At 69.7% G+C, this 18,616-nt stretch carries 19 protein-coding genes; 7 read left to right on the top strand and 12 right to left on the bottom strand.

What is annotated here, in order from left to right; genetic code table 11:
* Positions 1-1,263, top strand: a complete 1,263-nt coding sequence (locus KVT39_RS27155; protein WP_217590625.1) for a glycosyltransferase family 87 protein — start codon at positions 1-3, stop codon at positions 1,261-1,263.
* Here KVT39_RS27155 and KVT39_RS27150 read toward each other — a convergent pair.
* The 12 genes from KVT39_RS27150 to KVT39_RS27095 all read right to left on the bottom strand — a co-directional run bounded on the left by KVT39_RS27150 (position 1,227) and on the right by KVT39_RS27095 (position 11,749).
* On the bottom strand, positions 1,227-2,267 hold the full coding sequence (locus KVT39_RS27150) for a TadG family pilus assembly protein (protein WP_034179885.1): 1,041 nt from the start codon (positions 2,265-2,267) through the stop codon (positions 1,227-1,229). The genes KVT39_RS27155 and KVT39_RS27150 overlap by 37 nt on opposite strands.
* On the bottom strand, positions 2,260-2,688 hold the full coding sequence (locus KVT39_RS27145) for a TadE/TadG family type IV pilus assembly protein (protein WP_105392121.1): 429 nt from the start codon (positions 2,686-2,688) through the stop codon (positions 2,260-2,262). The genes KVT39_RS27150 and KVT39_RS27145 overlap by 8 nt, the downstream gene beginning before the upstream one ends.
* Positions 2,685-3,545 carry a tetratricopeptide repeat protein gene (locus KVT39_RS27140; RefSeq protein WP_217590624.1) on the bottom strand — a complete coding sequence of 287 codons (861 nt, stop codon included), beginning with the start codon at positions 3,543-3,545 and terminating at the stop codon, positions 2,685-2,687. The genes KVT39_RS27145 and KVT39_RS27140 overlap by 4 nt, the downstream gene beginning before the upstream one ends.
* Positions 3,542-4,486, bottom strand: coding sequence for a type II secretion system F family protein (locus KVT39_RS27135; RefSeq protein ID WP_217590623.1), 945 nt, complete (start codon positions 4,484-4,486; stop codon positions 3,542-3,544). The genes KVT39_RS27140 and KVT39_RS27135 overlap by 4 nt, the downstream gene beginning before the upstream one ends.
* The gene (locus tag KVT39_RS27130) at positions 4,483-5,460 is read right to left on the bottom strand and encodes a type II secretion system F family protein (protein WP_217590622.1); all 978 of its coding nucleotides are present in this window, start codon (positions 5,458-5,460) and stop codon (positions 4,483-4,485) included. The genes KVT39_RS27135 and KVT39_RS27130 overlap by 4 nt, the downstream gene beginning before the upstream one ends.
* On the bottom strand, positions 5,457-6,857 hold the full coding sequence (locus tag KVT39_RS27125; protein ID WP_034179890.1) for a CpaF family protein: 1,401 nt from the start codon (positions 6,855-6,857) through the stop codon (positions 5,457-5,459). Before KVT39_RS27125 ends, KVT39_RS27130 begins: the two co-directional genes overlap by 4 nt.
* The gene (locus KVT39_RS27120; protein ID WP_034179891.1) at positions 6,854-8,077 is read right to left on the bottom strand and encodes an AAA family ATPase; all 1,224 of its coding nucleotides are present in this window, start codon (positions 8,075-8,077) and stop codon (positions 6,854-6,856) included. Before KVT39_RS27120 ends, KVT39_RS27125 begins: the two co-directional genes overlap by 4 nt.
* Positions 8,078-8,099: 22 nt before the next feature.
* The gene (locus KVT39_RS27115) at positions 8,100-8,483 is read right to left on the bottom strand and encodes a CpaD family pilus assembly lipoprotein (RefSeq protein ID WP_034179892.1); all 384 of its coding nucleotides are present in this window, start codon (positions 8,481-8,483) and stop codon (positions 8,100-8,102) included.
* A gap of 15 nt (positions 8,484-8,498) precedes the next feature.
* Entirely contained in the window at positions 8,499-9,878 is a 1,380-nt protein-coding gene (locus tag KVT39_RS27110; RefSeq protein WP_034179893.1) for a type II and III secretion system protein family protein, read from the bottom strand.
* A gap of 62 nt (positions 9,879-9,940) precedes the next feature.
* The gene (gene cpaB, locus KVT39_RS27105) at positions 9,941-10,978 is read right to left on the bottom strand and encodes a Flp pilus assembly protein CpaB (RefSeq protein WP_034179894.1); all 1,038 of its coding nucleotides are present in this window, start codon (positions 10,976-10,978) and stop codon (positions 9,941-9,943) included.
* 19 nt (positions 10,979-10,997) lie between these two features.
* Positions 10,998-11,477, bottom strand: a complete 480-nt coding sequence (locus KVT39_RS27100; protein ID WP_034179895.1) for a prepilin peptidase — start codon at positions 11,475-11,477, stop codon at positions 10,998-11,000.
* An 89-nt stretch (positions 11,478-11,566) separates the two neighbouring features.
* Entirely contained in the window at positions 11,567-11,749 is a 183-nt protein-coding gene (locus tag KVT39_RS27095; protein WP_034179896.1) for a Flp family type IVb pilin, read from the bottom strand.
* Positions 11,750-12,655: 906 nt separating this feature from the next.
* Here KVT39_RS27095 and KVT39_RS27090 point away from each other — a divergent pair.
* The 6 genes from KVT39_RS27090 to KVT39_RS27065 all read left to right on the top strand — a co-directional run bounded on the left by KVT39_RS27090 (position 12,656) and on the right by KVT39_RS27065 (position 18,557).
* Positions 12,656-13,738: an ABC transporter substrate-binding protein gene (locus tag KVT39_RS27090; protein WP_034179897.1), complete on the top strand. Its 1,083-nt coding sequence runs from the start codon at positions 12,656-12,658 to the stop codon at positions 13,736-13,738.
* Between the two features lie 15 nt (positions 13,739-13,753).
* The gene (locus tag KVT39_RS27085; RefSeq protein WP_034179898.1) at positions 13,754-14,596 is read left to right on the top strand and encodes an ABC transporter permease; all 843 of its coding nucleotides are present in this window, start codon (positions 13,754-13,756) and stop codon (positions 14,594-14,596) included.
* Between the two features lie 35 nt (positions 14,597-14,631).
* Entirely contained in the window at positions 14,632-15,462 is an 831-nt protein-coding gene (locus tag KVT39_RS27080) for an ABC transporter permease (protein WP_034179899.1), read from the top strand.
* A gap of 40 nt (positions 15,463-15,502) precedes the next feature.
* A complete protein-coding gene (locus KVT39_RS27075) occupies positions 15,503-16,348 on the top strand; it encodes an ABC transporter ATP-binding protein (RefSeq protein WP_217590621.1) in 846 nt (281 codons plus the stop codon).
* A gap of 148 nt (positions 16,349-16,496) precedes the next feature.
* A complete protein-coding gene (locus tag KVT39_RS27070) occupies positions 16,497-17,450 on the top strand; it encodes a TauD/TfdA family dioxygenase (RefSeq protein WP_034179901.1) in 954 nt (317 codons plus the stop codon).
* Between the two features lie 159 nt (positions 17,451-17,609).
* Positions 17,610-18,557 (top strand): TauD/TfdA family dioxygenase, encoded by a 948-nt coding sequence (locus tag KVT39_RS27065; RefSeq protein ID WP_034179902.1) that lies wholly within the window; start codon positions 17,610-17,612, stop codon positions 18,555-18,557.
* The last annotated feature ends 59 nt before the right edge of the window (positions 18,558-18,616 follow it).

Below are 18,616 nucleotides of genomic sequence, written 5' to 3'. Positions count from 1 at the left end.
ATGGACATTCCCCGGCAATCGATGCGCTCGGCGGAGCGCCCCGTCCGCGCGTGGCTGACGCCGCGGCGCGTCGTCGCGTACAGCGCGTTCGTGCTCGTGTTCCACGCGCTGTTCCTGGCGATCTGGACGTACGTGATCCGCTACACGCCGGGCACGACCATCGCGAGCCCGGGCGCGGACTACTCGGTGTTCTGGTCGGCGTCGTACGTGATGCTGCACGGCGCACCATGGCAGGCGTACGATTTCCCGACCTTCTCGCGGCTGGCGGCCTCGATGTTCCCGTATTTCCGCACAGAAGGCCTCGTCGCGTGGCTGTACCCGCCCACCTACCTGCTGCTCGTGACGCCGTTCGCACTGCTGCCCTTTGCGATCGGTTATCCGCTGTTCGTCGCGCTCGGCATCGTCGTGTTCGGGTTTGCCGCATGGCGCGTGTCGGGCCTCGGCGCGACGCCCGGCGTGCGGCGCATCGGCGCATTCGCGCTAGTCAGCGCCCCGTGCGTGTTCGTCACCGCGATGCTCGGGCAGAACGCGTTCCTGACCACTTCGTGCGCGGCGCTGGCCGTCTACTGGGCCGACCGGCGGCCGATGTGGGCAGGCCTCTGCATCGGCCTGCTGTCGGTCAAGCCGCAGATGGCGCTGCTGTTCCCGTTCGTGCTGGTCGCCGCGCGCGCGTGGCGCACGATCGCGTGGGCCGCGCTCGCCACCGCCGCGTTAGGCGCGTTGAGCGTGCTGGTGTGCGGCGTCGAGTCGCTGCGCCTGTTCGTCGCCAACACGGGGCTCGCGCGGGCGCTCATTCTCGAGCACGGCGTGATGTTCTGGTTCGCGTCGCCGACGCCGTTCGCAGCGTTCCGCCTCGCCGGCCTGCCGCTCGGCGCCGCGTATGCCGCGCACGCGTGCGTCGCGGCGATCGCGATCGCGGCCGCATGCGTCGTGTGGACGCGCTCGCGCGACACCCGCTTACGCGCGGCGGTGCTGGCGGTCGCGACGCTCGCGGCGAACCCGTACGTGTGGCATTACGAGCTCGCGTGGCTCGGCATCGCGGTCGCGTGCATGCTGGCGATCGGCTGGCGCGACGGCTGGCTGCGCGGCGAGCAGGCCACGATCGCGCTGATGTGGGCGCTGCCGCTCTACGAATACCTGAACCCGGGGCTGCTGCTGCCGCAGATCGGCCCGGTCGTGACGCTCGCCGCCCTCCTCGTGCTGCTGCGCCGTGCGCGGTCCGGCGCTCACAGCGCGAGCCGCGGCGGCACGTACACGCCGTAGTACGGCCCGACGCCGGTCGCAACGCCGGTCATCTTCACGCCGGCGACGAAGTGGCCCTGGATGTACTTGTACGTGCCGCCGAGCGACACGTCGATGCGGAACGCCGCGAACGCGACGATCGGCACGTAGGTGCTGGTCGACGTCTGCGTGACGACCGGCAGCACCACCGTCGTGCCGACCGGCACCGACGTGTAGAGCGTCGCCTTCACGCCGGTCGCGAGGTAGATGCTGTCGCCGATATTGAGCGTCGTCGGGTTGCCGGTCACCATCAGCCCGCCCATCGTCGTCGTGTCGGACGCCGTCGACTGGAACGACGTCCACTGCCCGCCCATGCACAGCGTGCCGTAGGTCTGGCCGTTCGTGATCGAGAACTCGTACGGCTGGCCCGTCAGCGGATTGATCAGCGGCTGGTTGGTCGCCGCGTTCCAGTACTGGTTGTACACGCACTGGTCGATCGCGATCGGAAACAGTCCGCCGGCCGCCACTCCGCCCGGCGCGGCCAGCACCGCCACCGCGGTCGCGCTGCCGGACGCGCCGGGAATCCCCAGCAGCCCGCCGAGCAGCAGCGGAATCGAGCCGCCGTTCACGCCCGGCGCGCGCGTCACGGTGACCTGCACGGCCGGCACGTCGTACGAGCCGGGCGTGATGGTCGTCGCCTGCATCGATGCGGGGCTGCGCGTCACGTTCCAGTAGCCGGTGGTCACCGTGCCGGTCGACAGCGCGGCGCCGGCCGCCGAGTTCTGCGCGATCACGCCGTTTGCCGCCGGCGCGGCCTGCGACCAGTTCAGCGCGCCGCCGCTCGGCGACATCATCGCGTCGGCCCCCGCGAGCGCGGCCGCGTCGGCGGCGTTCTGCAACTGGTTGCGCACCGTGGCGACCCACGCGACGTCGATCGCCAGCGCGCCGAACGACAGCAGCGGAATCAGGAACAGCAGGAAGAACAGCGCGACCGAGCCGCGCTGCCGCGCGGGGCCGGGAGCGCGCTTGTCGCCCGCGTCATTCATAAAGCATCACCGAAGTGGCCGAGACCGTCACCGGGCCGGTCAGCGCACTGAACGCGGAACCGAGCACCATCCCCGAATACGTGTAGGTCACCGTCACCGTCAGCGCGGTGCCCGACGTCGTGCCGTTCGCCTGGGTCACGGTCACGGCCGGCGACGTCGGTGTGCCGCCGGTGATCAGGCTGTTCTGCATGTAGGTCTGCGCGACGTTGGCGATCTGCGTCGTGGTCAGCATCGGCACGCGCAGCATGACGCCGGCGCGCGCAGCCTCGCGGCTCGCGTTCGTGATGACGGCCTTGTCGCACAGGATCAGGCTCGTGTCGATGATGCCGATCAGCACCATCAGCAGGAACGGCAGCATCAGCACGAACTCGAGGGACACGACGCCGCGCGCGCGGCGGGCGAGCGTCGCCCCGCGTGTCATTTTTCGGCCCCCGCTCCCGGCGGCGCGACGCCCGACTCCAGCACCGCGCCCGACAGCGGCGGCGCGCCGCCGGCAGCCCCGCGCGACGCGAGCCGCGCGCGCACCGCCTGGTAGAAGCGCAGGTTGTCGGCCACCGCCGACGCGGGCAGGTCCGCGGACAGCAGCTTCTTCGCCGAATCGGTGTTGCCGAGCACGCCATATGCGAACGCGAGGTTCTGGCGCGCCTGCCACGGCGCATCGGGCAGCCCCGCGACGTCGAGCAGCACGTTCACGCCCTCGCGCGGCCGGTTGCTCAGCACGAGCGACAGCCCGAGGTCGATGCGCAGCCCCTGCGCGTCCGGGTGCGCGCGCAGCGCGTCGCGATACACGGCCTGCGCATCCGCATGGCGCCCCTGCAGGTCGAGCACGGTGCCGAGCCCTTCCGCCGCGAGCGGATGGTTCGGCTGCGCGGCCAGCAGGTCGCGATAGCGCTGCGCGGCTTCGTCGAGCCGGCGCTGCCGCAATGCGACGCGCGCGAGCCCGAGCCGCGGGCCGAGCTCCGCGGGCGACTGCCGCTGCGCTTCGTCGTAGAGGATCCGCGCGCGCTCCAGGTCGCCGGCGCGATAGTTGACGTCGCCGAGCCCCAGCCGCGCCGCGAGCGAATCGGGATGCTTCGCGAGCACCTTCTCGTACAGCGTCGACGCGAGATCGACGTTACCGCCGGCGAGCGCGCTGTCCGCGATGCGCAGTTCGGCCTGCGGGTCGTCGCTCTTGTGCGACAGCACCGGCCGCGTCTGGACGCCCGGCGCGCCGCAGCCGCCGGCCAGCAGCGGCAGCACGGCCGCGAGCGCAAACGCGCGTACGACGGATCGTGTCATTTCAGTACCTCGAGCAGGCGGATCGCCGCCGGGCCCGCCGCGATCAGGCCGACCGTCGGCAGGATGAACAGCATCATCGGCAGCGTGATCTTCGGCGCGAGCTTCGCAGCCTTTTCCTCGAGCGCGACGATCTGCTCGGTGCGCTCGCTGCGCGACAGGGTTCGCAGCGCCTGCGTGATCGGCGTGCCGAACCGCTGCGACTGCGTGAGCGTCGTCGCGAGCGAGCGCGCCGACGCGAAATCGACGCGCGTCGCGAAATGCGTGAGCGTGGCGGATACGTTGCCGCTCAGCGTGAGCTCGTCCGCGCACACCGTCAGCTCGTCGGCGAGCGGCGGGCAGATGCGCGCCAGTTCGTGCGCGACGCGCCGGATGCCCGAAGCGAGACTGTTGCCGGCCATCGTGCAGATCACGAGCAGGTCGAGCGCGTCCGGAAAGCACGCGGCGATGATCCGCCGCCGCCGCCGGATCATCGCGCCGAGCACGTACTCGGGCACGATCACGCCGATCACGAACGCGGCGATCATCGCCAGCGCGCGGATCACGAAGTATTCGCCGAGCCGTGGAATGTACGGGCTGAACACGATCGCGACACCCGCGAACAGCACGCCGCAGCTCAGCTTGATGCCGATCATCGACGACACCGCGCGGCGGTCGCGAAAGCCCGCACGCGCCAATTGCAGGCCGAGCTTCACGCGCTGCATCGGGTCGAGCACCGGCAGCCGCTCGCCGAGCTGCGCGAGCCGGCGCGTCAGGCCCTGGCGGACTTCACCCGGCTGCAGCCGCCCCGCCGCGAGCGACGGCGCGCGCTGCCCGGCCGCCTGCTGCACGCGCATGGCGATGCGCCGGCGCGTGCCGCCGCCGGGCGTGAAGAGCGCCACGCCGACGCAGGCGAGCAACAGCAGCAGTTCGAGGCCGCGGGCGGCCAGCATCGACATCGTCATCGCGCGGTATCCAGTCTCGAGATCTTGCGAATCGACAGCAGCCCGACCGTCAGCAGCCCGGCTGCGATCGTCAGCATCGTGTTGCCGGCGTGCGTCGTGAACAGCAGCATCACGTAGGGGCGGTTCACGAGGAACAGCGCGCCGATCATCACGAACGGCACCGCCGAAATGATCTTCGTCGTGATCCGCCCTTCGGCGGTCAGCGCGCGGGTCTTCAGGCGGATGTCGCGACGCGTGCGGATGATGCTCGACAATTCGTCGAGCGTCTCGCCGAGGCTGCCGCCGGTTTCGCGCTGCAGCAGCAGGTAGACGGTGAAGAACGAGAAGTCCGCGATCATCAGCCGGTCCGCCGCCTGCGTGAGCACGTCCTTGAGATCCGCGCCGACCCGCAGGCTGTCGCCCATCGTGCGGAACGTCGAGCGCACCGGCTCGGCCGCGCCGTCGCCGACCGTGCTGATCGCCTGCGTGACCGGAATGCCCGCGCGCACGGCCCGCACGATCAGGTCGATCGCGTCCGGGAACGCTTCGAGAAAACGGATCCGGAAGCGCTCGATCAGCGAGCGGTAGCTGGCGCGCATCGCGAGCAGCGGCAGTCCAATGAAGATCAGCGGACGCAGGAAGTCCGGCGGCCCGATCAGCTTCACCGCGACGATCGCCGCGATCGCGCCGGCGATCGTGCTGGCCACGACGATCCGCACGCCGCCTTCGCCGCCGACCGCGCGCACGCGCGTCAGGTGGCGCCGCAGCCACGTGCGCGCGCGGCCCTGCCGGCGTTCGAGATTGAACAGCGCGACGGCGGCCCCGTCGGCCGCGCCCCCGTCGCGGCCCGCGAGCAACGGCGACAGGCGCCGCATCCGCTCGCGAATACGCTGCGCCGGCGTGCGGCGCGCGCGATCGAGCAGCGACGACAGCGCGAGCCCGATCGCGAGGATCACGACGAACGCGCCGGCCGCGAACACGTCGGCGGCCCTCATTGGCGGAACACCTCGGCGAGCGCGTCCTCGACGCCGTAATACGCGGCGCGCGCCGCGAACGACGGCCGCAGCGACGACGCGTCGAACACGCCCTTGACCGCGTCGCGCGTCGTTTCGCCCTCCTGACGGAATGCGAACAGATCCTGCGTGATGACCACCTCGCCCTCCATCCCGACGATCTCGGTAATCCGCGTGACGCGCCGCACGCCGTCGCGCATCCGCTCGACCTGCACGAACAGGTGCACGGCGCTCGCGATCTGGCGCCGGATCGACAGCAGCTGCAGGTTCGCGTTCGCCATCATGACCATGCTCTCGAGCCGGCTGATCGCGTCGCGCGGCGAGTTCGCGTGGATCGTCGTCATCGAGCCGTCGTGGCCGGTGTTCATCGCCTGCAGCACGTCGAACGCCTCCGGGCCGCGAATCTCGCCGAGGATGATGCGGTCGGGCCGCATCCGCAATGCGTTGCGCACGAGGTCGCGCTGCGAGATGCCGCCGAGCCCCTCGGTATTCTCCGGCCGCGTCTCGAGGCTGACGACGTGCGGCTGCAACAGTTGCAGCTCGGCCGCGTCCTCGATCGTCACGATCCGTTCGTGCTGCTCGATATGCTGGGACAGCGCGTTGAGCAGCGTCGTCTTGCCCGAGCCCGTGCCGCCCGAGATCACGATGTTCAGCCGGCACGTACACGCCACCTTCAGCACCTGCAGCATCGGATGCGAGATGTTGCCCTGATGCGCCATCCGCGCGAGCGTGATGTCGCGCTTCGCGAACTTGCGGATCGAGATCGACGGGCCGCGCATCGCGATCGGCGGCAGCACGACGTTCACGCGGCTGCCGTCGGCGAGGCGCGCGTCGACCATCGGGCTGCTCTCGTCGACGCGCCGGCCCACCGCCGCCGCGATCCGCTGCGCGACGCTCGTCACGTGCGCGTCGTCGCGAAACTTCAGCGACGTGAGCTCGAGCCGGCCCGCACGCTCGACGTAGACCTGGTCGGGCCCGTTGACGAGGATGTCGGTGACCGTCTCGTCGGCGAGCAGCGGCTCGATCGGCCCGACGCCGAACATGTCGTTCAGGATCGCGTCGACGATCAGCACCTGCTCGCCGGCCGTGATCTTCAGGCGCTCGCGCTCGACCGTGTGCGCCGCCACCTGCTCGATGCCCGCGCGCACTTCGTCGCGCGTCTTCATCAGCGCCGCCGACATGTTCATCGACGCAAACACCGCGGTGCGAATCGCGTCGAACTTGCCGGAGCGGATCAGCGACTCGTGAGCATCGGCGGCCGCGGGCCCGCGGGCCGGCGGCGGCGCGGGCGCGATTTCCGGCGCCGGCGCGCGCGGCGCCGCGGGCGAGGCGGCCGGCGCGGGGTCCGGCGAAGGACGGTTGCGGTTACCGAACGTCACGATCCTTTCCTCCACTTGACGAAGCGCGCATACCACGGTTCGACGACGGCCATCGGTTCGCCGGTGATGCCGTTCGCGAGCTGCCGGATCCCGTCCAGGAAGCCGTGGCGCTTCGCGCCTTCGATCGGCTCGCCGAGGTTTTCGGCGACCGCGAGCGTCTGCGGCTCGTGCGGCAGCTCCCGCAGCGTCGCGCCGCTAAACGCGCTCGCGAAATCGGCCGGCTCGACGCGGCCCGCGACCGGCGCGAGCGGATTGTTCAGCACCATCGACAGCTGCCGCTCGCCCGGCAGCTCCTGCATGAAGCGCGCGAGCCGCGCGGATTCGTACGCGGCGTGCACCGAGCGGTCGGCGACGACGTAGACGAGATCGGACGCCTCGAGCGCCTCCTCGAACAGCTTGCCGGCGCCGCTGCCGACGTCGAACAGCACGTAATGAAAACGGTCCTTCAGCATGTCGACCAGGCGCGCGATTGCCCCGTCGCCCAGCGGCACGTCGGCGCCGTATGCGAGCTCGGCCGACAGCACGTGCAGGCGGTCGCCCTTGGTGACGAACATGCGGTCGAACAGCGCGTCGTCGGGGCGCTGCTCCATGTTCAGCAACTCGACCAGCCCGTTGTTGCTGGACAGCCCGAGCATCGAGTTCGCACCGCCGCCATGCAGGTTCAGGTCGATATACGCGACGCGGCGGCGCTTCTCGCCCGCCAGGCAGCGCGCGAGGCTCACCGCGATGGTCGTCGCGCCGACGCCGCCGCGTGCGCCGACGAAGCTGACGATCTTGCCGGTGCGCACCTGCACGACCGATTCCGTCGCCGTCAGCGCGCGCCGCATCAGCTCGACGGTCAGCGGCTTGACGATGTAGTCCTGCACGCCGATGCCGAGCAGGTTGCGAAACAGCCCGACGTCGTTCTGCGTGCCGATCGCGACGACCCGCACCGACGGATCGCACACGTCGGCGAGACGCATCAGGTCCGACACCGGCAGCACCGAATCCGACACGTCGATGACCAGCTGGCGCGGCGAACGCTCGTGCTGCTGCAGCAACCGGATCGCGTCGTCGCAGGTGCCCGTCTGCAGGTGCGCACGCGTGATCGACAAATCGTGCGCGACGCGCCGGATCACGTCCTCGCTGCCGGGATCGGACACGACCGCGACGAGATCCGTCGCGCCGGCGGACGCGGCGCGCTTGGCGTTCTGGCGATCGAGGACGTTCATGGGCAGCATCGCGATAGCCTCGGGAATCGGTTCAATGGCCGGGCGAGCCGGTCGTCGTCTGCGTCCTGCCGGGCGTCGGCTGCTTCACGCGATCCTCGACGTAGCGGCGCACCGCGCCGGCCGCGACTTCCGCGTCGGCGCCGCCGTACGGCACGGGCGCGACGAGATCCTGCGGCCGCGCGAGCATGGCCGCGAGGTTCGTGTAGGTCGCGCAGCCGAACGGCACGCCCGGCCGCCCGAAGCCCGCGTCGACGAGATGCGACGGCTGCATCAGCTTCGCGCAGTCGGGCCGCACCGCCTGCACGCCGTCGAAGCCGATCGACCGCGCGTCGGGCAGGTTAAGCGGCGGCGGCGCCGACATGCAGCCCGCCAGCACCAGCGGCAGCAGTGCGGAGACGGTGGTTCGAACTCGCATGGGCGCCCCTCCGGTTCAGTACACGAAGCCCGCGGCGCCGACGAGGCGCGGCGTGTCGCCCGACAGCAGGTCGAGCCCGAGGTTGTGTTGCACCGCGAACTCCAGATCGCTGCTCGGCCGCGCGACGGTGTCGATCGCCTGCTCGAGCTGGCCGGGCCCGGTCGGCTGCACGATGTACGGCGTGACGATCACGACCACCTCGGTCTTGTTGTCCTGGAAATTCTTCGACGAAAACAGCCGGCCGATGATCGGCAGCCGGCCGAGCCCCGGGATCTGCGACACGGTGTCGGCCGTCTGGCTCTGCAGCAGCCCGCCGATCGCGAAGCTCTGCCCGCTCGACAGCTCGACCGTCGTCTCGACGCGTCGCACGGTGAGCGCCGGCACCCTGATGCTGCCCGTCGTCACGCTGTTGCTCGCGTCGACCTCGCTCACTTCCGGCCGCACTTTCAGGCTGATGCGGTTGTCGGAGAGCACGGTCGGCGTGAAGTCGAGCGACACGCCGAACGGCTTGTACTCGACCGTGATCACCCCCGTGTTGCCGCTCTGCGCAACCGGAATCGGAATCTCGCCGCCCGCGAGGAAGCTCGCCGTCTCGCCCGACATCGCGGTCAGATTCGGCTCCGCGAGCATCGTGATCAGCCCTTCCTGATCGAGCGCGTCGAGCACGACGTCGATCGACCAGCGCCCCGCGCGAAAACCGCCGAGCACCGAGAATGCGCCGGTCGGCGACAGGTTGAACAGGCCGTTCGTCGGGTCGAACAGCGTGCGCCCGTTGAACAGCCCGCCGACGAAGTTGCCGGCGGCGCCGAGCGAGCTCCAGTTGATGCCGAGTTGCTGCGTGACGTTGCGGCTCACCTCGGTCACCCGCACGCGCAGGTTCACCTGGATCGGGCGCGACAGCGTCAGCCGGTTGACGATCTTTTCCTTGTCGTGCAGGTACGGCGCGAGCGACTGCATCACGGCGTCCGCGTCGGCCGCGCCCGGCACCTTGCCCGACACCATCAGCGAGCCCGGCGCGCCGGACACCGTCAGCTTCATCTGTGGAAAGCGGCTGTCGAGCACCGTCTGCAGCGACGCCGTGTCGACCTGCACGATCACCGTCCTGCGCAGGATCGGCCGATGGTTCGCGCCGAGCGCGATCAGCGTGGTCGTGCCCGCCTTCTTGCCGAACACGAACACGGTGCGCGGCGACGGCACCTGGATGTCGGCGATGGTCGGATCGGCGACGAACATCGCGACCGCGGGCTCCGGCAGCGACAACAGCTCGCCCTTGCCGGTCGCGATCGACAGCGCCGCGCCGGCGTCCGGCGTGCGCACGCCCTGCGCGAACGCAACGCCGGGCGCGACGAGGCCGGCCAGGCACCAGAGAGCGATCCAGCGAACGATGCGCACCATGCGTGTTCCCGTCATCCCGTCAAATACCGGCCGCCGCACGGCCGGCCCGCTCCGTCGATCCGTCATTGCGGCACCGCCGCCCGCGGCGGCTGCGCCGTCCCGTCCGCCGCCGCCACATTGCCGCCGCCCGGCAGCGCCGGCATTCCCTGCATCCCCGACAGCCCCGGCAGGCCGGACGGCAGCGGCGGCAGGCCCGGCGTGCCGATGCCGCCGCCGCGCGACCCGTCGTCGATCGACGAACCGCGATAGATCACGACCGTGCTGCCCTGTCCCGTCGGCCGTGCGCTGCCGGCCGCCGGCCCGGCGGACTGCGCGCGCGCGGCCTCGCGGGCCGCACGCGACACGTCGCCGGCCCACACCGGCTGCGTATCCGGCTCCTGCTCGTCGCCGCCCGCCGGTTGCCGCCGGTCGCTGGTCGCGAAGCTGCGCAGCGCGAGCGACAGCGAGCCGAGGCGCGTCGCGACCAGCACGACCTGCGCGGTGCGTGGCGCGACCTCGAGCGTGACCGTGCGTGCGCGCGCCGTCGCGTCCGGCGCACTCGCGGGCGTCTTCGCGCGCTGGAATTCCGAGCCGACCGCAAGCACGCGCGCGCGCCGCACGACCGTCTCCGCTTCGAAGGTGCCGGGCGACGTCGCCGAGCCGCCGATCTGCTGCGTGAGCACCACGTCGACGAAGTCGCCCGGCTGGATCAGCCCCGCGTTGCCCGACACGTCGTCGACCGGCACCGAGATCGCGCGCATGCCGGGCTGCAGCGCGGCCGCGAGAAAATCCGGCGCGTCGGCCGGAATCACGTTGTCCGTGCGAATCGGCGTGCCGGCGCCGACGCGGTTGCGCAGCAGCGCGCCCTTCAGGTCGGCGCCCGGCTGCGACTCGACGAATGCGCCCGGCGGCACCTGCGCGCGCGGCATGCGCTTCCACGCGAGATCGTTGTCGCGCAGCAGCAGCCCTTCCGGCAGATCGGCGGCCGCGACGCGCACGCGCGCCTGATCCGGTTCGCCGGGTGCCGACGGCGTCGACGCGGCGACGTACAGTTCGCGCAGGATGAATGCGCCGATGCCGGCAGCGATGATCAGCACGGCCATTCTCAGAGGTTTGGGCATGGCGGCGTGCGTCCCCCGGCTAGGTAAGCGAAACCGCGTGCGGAAACGGCGCCCAGACGGCCAGCGCACCGCCGAGCGCGAGCGCGAGCCCGTACGGCACGCCGCGCGCGGCGACCGCGCGGGCGGGCGTGACGCGCCGCTGCCACGCGACGGCCGCGAGCGCGGCGAGGCCGCATAACGCGCCACCCGCGCCGACGATCGTCAACACGGGGAACGCCAGCGTCGGGCCGGCCCACAGGAATACCGCCGCCGCCAGCTTGACGTCGCCGCCGCCGATCCAGCCCGCGTGGCGCAAGCCGCCGAACAGCAGCAGCATCGCCGCGGCGGTCGCGAGGTGGCCGGCCAGCGGCGCGAGCCCTTCGCGAGCGAGCGCCGCCGCGACGAAATACAGCATCGCGAACGCCAGCACCGCGCGATTGGACAAGTGCCGGTCGCGCAGGTCCTGCGCCGCGAGCGACGCCAGCACGACCGTGGCCACCGACTGCACGAGAGTGAGCATGGGAGAGCCGTCCATCGGCGCACCCCCGGCTGGATACGTTCTACCGCTGCGGATCCGTGTATTCGTCGGCGGCGCGCGGGTTCAGGGGATCAGATCAGGCTCGTCACCTTCGTGATCAGCGCCGTGAACACGCTCGGCAAGCCGCCGGAAGTGCTGCTGAGGATCACGCCGACCGCTGCCAGCGCGACCACGACGATGCCGGCCAGCACCGCATACTCGAGCGAGCTGACGCCGCGTTCATCACGCAGCAGGGACTTGACGTATTGCAGCATGGCAACCTCCGTGTGACGGGGTCGATGATCGACCGTTGAACGTAAAGACGCTGCATGGGTCCGGCGGCTGCATATGGCGTTCGCCCATTTGCGACTCATGCGGACCGCCCGCATGAGGCCGTTCGCATTCCCCGAAGTCCATTCGATCGCTGCGACGCGCGGCATGCAACGACGGCATCGATCGTTTCATTCGCACATCTGTCGTGCAGCCGCGCCGGTACGACGCCGACCGCACTGATTCGTCTAGGGTATAGACAATTTTTGAGACGATTTCAAATAATTTGGCGTCGGAATGTATTTATGGATAGCACCCTGCAATGATGAAATTCATGAAGGTGTCTGTCGAAATTCTTTGTCGCGGCATTCGGACGTCGATGTAAGCATGTTAACTGTCGCGATGCGTCATTTTCCGTCTGGCGGATAACCTGTTTCCATTCGATTTTTCGGTATGCCGGATGGGCCGTGCGCACCGTTTCACGCAGCGGTTCGCGTGTGCCGGCCGGAAATCCGTTCACGCTCCGCCTGACAATTCGGCAAACATGACAGGTCCGGATCAGTTTTTCTGAACCGACTGATGTCGATTTCACCGCCCTGATTCGCATGCCGATCGACATGCGAATCCGCGATCTCGCAAATCCGCGATTTCGCCATTTCAGGAATTTTCCAGCCGGCGCTTGCCTGATTAGCAGGCCACGCCAATCAACATGATCGGAATCCTGAACGATTCCGCGATATATGCAAATCTGCTTTCCGTTCGCGGAACCGGCGCGCCCGGCCCCGCAAAGCGCAACCCGCCAGGCGGCGATAAGCATAGTTCAAATCGTTGTTTGTCCCGCGCCGGAAGCGTCCACCAGAATGGCTCGACGCCTCCCCCTCCGATTTCATTTTCACGCTACCCGACGCACCATGACCGATCGATTCCCGTTTCCGCTGCACCTGCTGCGGTCGCTGCTGGCGGCCACGCTGATGACACTGGCGGCCGCCGCCGCGCACGCCGACAAGCCCGCCACCATCCGCATCGGCGTCGCCCAGCAGGGCGCCGGCGATCCGCCGACCTTCGGCGGCTCCAGCGCCGCCACCGCGCAATTGCAGCAACTGGTCGAAAAGGAGTTCGCGGCCGACGGCATCAACGTGCAGTGGCTGTTCTTCAAGGGCGCGGGGCCGGCCGTCAACGAGGCGATCGCCAACAAGGCACTCGACTTCGCATACCAGGGCGACCTGCCGGCCGTGCTCGCACGCTCGAACGGGATCAAGACGCACCTGCTGCTTGCTGCGAGCGTGCGCTCGGGCGTGAAGATCGCGGTGCCGCCCGACTCCGGCATCCGTTCGATCACCGACCTGAAAGACCGCCGCGTATCGATCTTCCGCGGCACGAACCTGCAGCTCGTCGCCGACAACGCGCTCGCGAAGAACGGCCTCGGCGAACGCGACCTGCGCGTGATCAATCTCGACGCCGCAAGCTCGCTCGCCGCGCTCGCGTCGAAAGGCATCGACGCGTCGGTGGGCGACTACCAGCTATACAAGCTGCGCGACGCGGGGCTCGCGAAGATCATCTACGAATCGCAGAACGACGGCCCGCAGTACACGCGCCAGACGCATCTGCTCGTGCTCGACGATTTCGAACGCGCGCATCCGGACATCGTGCAGCGCGTCGTCACCGCGCTGGTCAAGGGCGCGCAATGGTCGTCCGACGAGGCGAACCGCGATGCGCTGTTCAAGCTGTGGGCGAAGAGCGGCGTCCCGTATTCGTCGTGGCAGGCCGACTATGCGAACCAGCGCCTGAAGGATCGCCTGTCGCCGCTGATCGATCCGTTCCTCGTCGCGCGCTACAAGGCCGTCGCACAGGATGCGCTGAAGCTGAAGCTGATCCGCCAGCCGGTCGACGTCGACGGCTGGTTCGAGCCGAAGTATCTCGACAACGCGCTGCGCACGCTGAAGCTCGAACACTACTGGCCGCGCTACGACGCGGCCGGCAAGCCCCTTTCCTGACCCGGACCCGCCCCGATGAGCGACACCGCGATCCCGATTCAGTCGTCCGAGCCGCATGCACTCGCCGCGCAGCCGCGCCGCGCGGCGAGCGTGAAGCGGCTGGCATGGCAGCTCGCGCCGTGGGTGCTGCCCGCGCTGCTGTTCGCGCTGTGGAGCGTCGGCAGCGCGCGCGGCTGGATCGCACCGCAGATCCTGCCGCCGCCCGAACGCGTGTACGACGCGCTCGCCGAGCTTGCGACGAGCGGCGATCTCGCGCGCCACACGCTGATCAGCCTGCAGCGCGTGCTGGTCGGCTTCGCGGCCGGCTCGCTGCTCGGTTTCGCGATCGGCGTCGCGCTCGGCCTGTCGCGCACGCTGGAAGCCTATGTACTGCCGAGCTTCAACGCGCTCGTGCAGATTCCGGTGCTCGGCTGGCTGCCGTTCCTGCTGCTGCTCGTCGGCGTCGGCGAACCGCTCAAGTACCTGCTGATCGCGCATGCGGCGCTCGTCCCCGTCACGATGAGCACGCTGCAGGGGTTTCGCCAGACGCCGCCTGCGCTCGACGAAGTCGCGCGCGGGTTCGGCTACACGCGCCGGCAACGCATCGTCCACGTCGTGCTGCCGGCCGCGATCCCGACGCTCGCGACCGGCGTGCGGCTCGCTTTCACGAAGTCGTGGCTCGCGCTCGTCGTCGTCGAGCTCGTCGCGTCTTCCGAAGGGCTCGGCTACCTGATCGTGTACGGCCGGCAACTGTTCCAGCTCGATCTCGTGATGGCGGCCGTGGTCGTGGTCGGCGCGGTCGGCCTGCTGATCAACCGGCTGCTCGACGCACTCGAAGCGCGCCTGCGCCGCGGCGTGCCGTCCGCGTTTCGCGGCTGAACCGGCCTGCCCGCCCAACCGAAGGAGACTACCCGATGCCGCACTCCGCCACGTCGACGCTCGCGCCGGCTGCCGCGCCGTCGCCCGTCGCAGCCGCCCGCCGCCTGCATGCGCCCGACTGGCGCGGCTTCGTGCTGCCGCTCGTCGCGTTCGCACTCTGGTGGGCGATCGCTTCCGCGCACGTCGTGAAAAGCGGGCTGCTCGTCGGCCCGGCCGACGTCCTGCACACCGCGTGGTCGCAGGTCACGAGCGGTGCGCTCGGCCGCGCACTGTCCGCGTCGCTCGCGCGCGAAGCCTGCGGTTTCGCGATCGGCGCGACGGGCGGGCTGCTGCTCGGCATCGCGCTCGGGCTGTCGCGCATCGCCGCGCGCATCGTCGGCCCGAGCTTCGACACGTTCAAGCAGATCTCGCTGTTCGCGTGGATTCCGCTGATTTCCGTGTGGTTCGGCCTCGGCGACGTCGCCAAGGTCGTGTTCCTGTCGCTCGCCGCGCTGCTGCCCGTCGCCGCGCACACCTGCGACGGCATTCACGCGGTGCCGCGCGCGTATGTCGACGTCGCCCGCGCGCTGCGCTATTCGCGGCTCCAGCTCGTCCGCTACGTGATCCTGCCGGCCGCACTGCCGTCGATCTTCACCGGGCTGTATCTCGGCCTGATCTATTCGTGGCTCGCGACGCTCGGCGCCGAATACCTGCTGGTCGCGGGCAGCGGGATCGGAAACACGCTGATCGACGGCAGCGAGCAGTTCCGGATGGATCTCGTGCTGTTCGGGATCATCGTGGTCGGCGTGACCGGCTGGGCACTGAACGCGGTCGCGCGTGCGATCGAACGCAAGGTGCTGGCCGGGCGAGGCGACCTGCCGCGGTGATCGCCCTCTCCTTTCCTGTCACAACCTTCCTCGCTCCGCCATGACGACCCTCGCCTCCGACTCGCTCGACATCCGCCATGTAAGCAAGCACTACGCGCAACGCGGCGCGTCGCTCGCCGTGCTCGACGACGTATCGCTGCACGTGCGCGCCGGCGAATTCGTCACGATCGTCGGCGCGAGCGGCTGCGGCAAGTCCACGCTGCTACGGCTGATCGCCGGGCTCGACACCGACTACACGGGCGAGATTCGCGCCGGCGACGAACGCGTGCGCGACACGTCGCTGCAGCGCGGGATCGTGTTCCAGGATCACCGGCTGTTTCCGTGGCTCACCGTCGAACAGAACATCGGCGCCGCGCTGCGCAACTCGCCGCTCGACGCGGCCGCCAAGCGGCGCGCGATCGCGGACCACATCGCGCTCGTCGGGCTGAACGGCTTCGAGCACGCGTTTCCGAACCAGTTGTCCGGCGGGATGGCGCAGCGCGTCGCGATCGCGCGCGGCCTCGTGAACCGGCCGCGCGTGCTACTGCTCGACGAGCCGTTCGGCGCGCTCGACGCGCAGACGCGCGCGCGGATGCAGAACGAATTGCTGCGCATCTGGGAACAGGAGCGCATCACGATGATGCTCGTCACGCACGACGTCGACGAAGCCGTCTATCTCGGCGACCGCGTCGTCACGATGGCGCCGCGCCCGGGCCGCATCGAACGCATCGTCGATGTCGCACTGCCGCGGCCGCGCCGGCGCGATTCGCCGGAATTCGCGCGGTTGCGCGATACGGTGTTCGCCGATTTCGACGATAGCGAACCGCCGCGCGACGACGGCGCGGGCGGCAAGCGCATCGACACGCCGCACGCGCACCGGATCGGTGAATTCCGGCTTGCGTGGTAGACACGTGTCGCGACCGCATTGCTCAGCATGACGACACATATCGATCATCGCAGCACGCACGCTAAGGTTGTGACGATTCATCGGTTCCGGTTCCGCGCGCTCCCTGCTTGAATGGAGACTCGACCGACCCGACTCCAGGAGACTCCCGATGTCCGAAGTCCAGCACGCCGCCCACCCGTCTTCGCATGCTTCGCACGCCGCGCCGCGCACGGCCGCCGCTCCGCTCCAGCTTCGTCAGGTTGCCGGCCGGATCGGCGCCGAGATCGCCGGCGTCCGGCTGTCGGCCACGCTCGACGACGCGACGTTCGACGCGATCCAGGCCGCGCTGCTGCGCCACAAGGTGCTGTTCTTCCGTGGCCAGCACCATCTCGACGACACCGCGCAGGAAGCGTTCGCGCGCCGCTTCGGCGACACGGTCGCGCATCCGACCGTGCCGTCCGTCGACGGCAGCGCGCATCTGCTCGAACTCGATTCCGCGCACGGCGCCCGGGCGAATTCGTGGCACACCGACGTCACGTTCGTCGATGCGTACCCGAAGATCTCGATCCTGCGCGCGGTCGTGATTCCGCCGTTCGGCGGCGATACGGTATGGGCCAACACGGCCGCCGCGTACACGCATCTCCCCGACCCGCTGCGCGCACTTGCGGACACGCTGTGGGCGATCCATACGAACGCATACGACTACGCGTCGACGCACGTGCATGCCGACGACACGCAACTGAAGCGCTACCGCGAAGTGTTCACGTCGACCGTCTACGAAACCGAGCATCCGGTCGTGCGCGTGCATCCGGAAACCGGCGAACGCACGCTCGTGCTCGGGCACTTCGTGCAGCGGCTCAAGGGGCTGTCGGCACAGGATTCCGCGCACCTGCTGCAGGTCTTCCACGAGCACGTGACGCGTCTCGAGAACACCGTGCGCTGGAACTGGCAGGAAGGCGACGTCGCAATCTGGGACAACCGCGCGACGCAGCACTACGCGATCAACGACTACGGCGATGCGCGCCGCGTCGTGCGCCGCGCGACCGTTCACGGCGACGTGCCGGTCGGCATCGACGGCCGCCGGAGCGTCGTGCTGAAGGGGCCGGGTGCGACGCTGCAATAACGTTCGAGTACCGCGGCGGCGCCGTTTCGTGCGCGCCGCCGCGTGTTCCGCTCCAATCGCCACCGGACACACCACCATGAACCTCCCGCCACCGCATCGACGCTTGCACGCGCAACGATGTCGGCCATCCGCCCCATTCACTTCCGCCAGGAGCGTCGCATGAGCGCCCTACCCGAACCCGCTGCCCAGCCAGTCGACGTGATCCCGCTGTCCGCCCATATCGGTGCGGAAATTCGCGGCGTCGACCTCACGCAACCGTTGACCACGCCGCAGATCGCGGCCATCCGCACCGCGCTGCTGAAATGGCGCGTCGTCTTCTTCCGCGAACAATTCCTCACGCATGACCAGCACGTCGCGTTCTCCGCGCAATTCGGCGAGCCGACGGTCGGCCACCCGGTGTTCGGGCACGTCGATGGTCATCCGGCCGTCTATTCGATCGCGAAGCACCGCAAGGCGACGCGCTTCGAAGGCGAACCGGTGCGCCGGCCGTGGACGGGCTGGCACACCGACGTGACGGCCGCCGTGAACCCGCCGTGGGCGTCGATCCTGCGCGGCGTGACGATCCCGCCGTACGGCGGCGACACGCACTGGACCAATCTCGTACGCGCGTACGAAACGCTGTCCGCGCCGCTGCGCGGTTTCGTCGACGGCTTGCGCGGCATCCACCGCTTCACGCCGCCGGCCGGTGCGCGCGCCACCGGCGCGTTCGATGACGCGGTCGAACGCCGCCCGCTCGTGACCGAGCATCCGCTCGTCCGCGTGCATCCGGAGACCGGCGAACGTGCGCTGTACGTGAGCCCGAGCTTCCTGAAATCGATCGTCGGGCTGACGCCGCGCGAGAGCCAGGCGCTGCTCGAACTGCTGTGGGAACACGTGACGCGGCCGGAATTCACGATCCGCTTCAAATGGGAACCGCGCAGCATCGCGTTCTGGGACAACCGCGCGACCGCGCATCTCGCACCCGTCGACATCTTCGATCTCGACTTCGACCGCCAGCTCTACCGTACGACGCTCACCGGCGACGTACCGGTCGGCCCCGACGGCCGGCCATCGGTCGCGCTCGAAGGCTCGCCGGTCGAAACGGCGGCGGCCGTCGCGCTCAACTGACCGCAACCTGAACCGGCACCGGCGCGCGCGAGCGCGCCGGCCCTTCGCCCATCGATCTC

It is taken from the genome of Burkholderia sp. GbtcB21 (assembly GCF_019091065.1).
Lineage (GTDB): Bacteria > Pseudomonadota > Gammaproteobacteria > Burkholderiales > Burkholderiaceae > Burkholderia > Burkholderia pyrrocinia_C.
This window is presented reverse-complemented; position numbering and strand designations above follow the sequence as displayed.